Here is a 946-nt window from a genome sequence, read left to right as displayed (position 1 = left end):
ATGTGCGTCTGGAGGCTGTTGTGGTTTCTCGTAGGACGATTTCGCGTCGGGCGTTGTTGGGGAGTGCGGCTGCGACGTTGCCGGCTGCGGCGTTGATGGTGGATGCTGCTGGTGCGGTTGGTCGGCGGTCGGTTGTGGGTGCTTCTCCGGTTGTTTCCTATGGGGAGGATGCGCTGTTCGTGTCGAGTTTGGGGCATGATCAGCAGGATTCGACTCAGTTTCTTCAGGCTGCTCTTGATTCGACGGCTAGTACGGTGGTGATCGATCAGGTTCCCGGCGGTTGGGTGACCGATCCGTTGTTCCTTAACCGTGGCGACGTGACGATTGTGGTTGAGCCTGGTGTGATGGTGAAGGCGAAGCCGAATTCTTTTCCCGGTAGCAATGATTCGTTGTTGACTGTGCGCGATGCTGGGAATGTTCTGATCTCGGGTTATGGTGCTTCGTTTGCGATGCAGAAGAAGCAGTATACGAGCGGTGAGTGGCGGATGGCGTTGAAGCTGCTCGGTGTTCAGGATGTGACGGTTGAGGGTTTGGTGTTGCGGGACTCTGGGGGTGACGGGGTCTATATTGGCCGGAGTAATCAGTCGGCGTATTGCTCGAATGTGGTGTTGCGTGATTTGGTGTGTGATAACAACCGGCGCAACGCGCTTAGTGTGATCTCGGTTGATGGGCTGGTTGTTGAAGGGTGTCAGTTCTCGCAGACGCAGGGGACGCTTCCGGAGTCGGGTGTGGACTTTGAGCCGAATTTCGCGGATGAGCGTATATCCAATATTACGATGACGGATTGTGTGTTCGAGGGGAATATCACCCGGGGTGTGTCGGTGATCTTGAGTGCGCTGGATCAGACATCGGCGCCGGTATCCGTTCTGATTGACCGGGCTACGGTTTCTCATCACATGGGGGAGTCGCGGCAGCTTCCGAGTGCGGTGTTCATGACCAGTGCCCG

The 946-nt window shown here is 56.6% G+C and carries 1 protein-coding gene; it reads left to right on the top strand.

Features of this window, described 5'->3' with window-relative positions; genetic code table 11:
- Positions 1-77 precede the first annotated feature (77 nt).
- The coding region (locus G8760_RS29695) for a right-handed parallel beta-helix repeat-containing protein (RefSeq protein WP_166356436.1) at positions 78-946 on the top strand (869 nt) is incomplete at its 3' end.

The sequence above is a fragment of the Phytoactinopolyspora limicola genome (genome assembly GCF_011320225.1).
In the GTDB taxonomy this organism is placed as follows: Bacteria; Actinomycetota; Actinomycetes; order Jiangellales; family Jiangellaceae; genus Phytoactinopolyspora; species Phytoactinopolyspora limicola.
The sequence above is the reverse complement of the archived record's forward strand: the minus strand, read 5'-3'. Positions and strand labels throughout refer to the sequence as shown.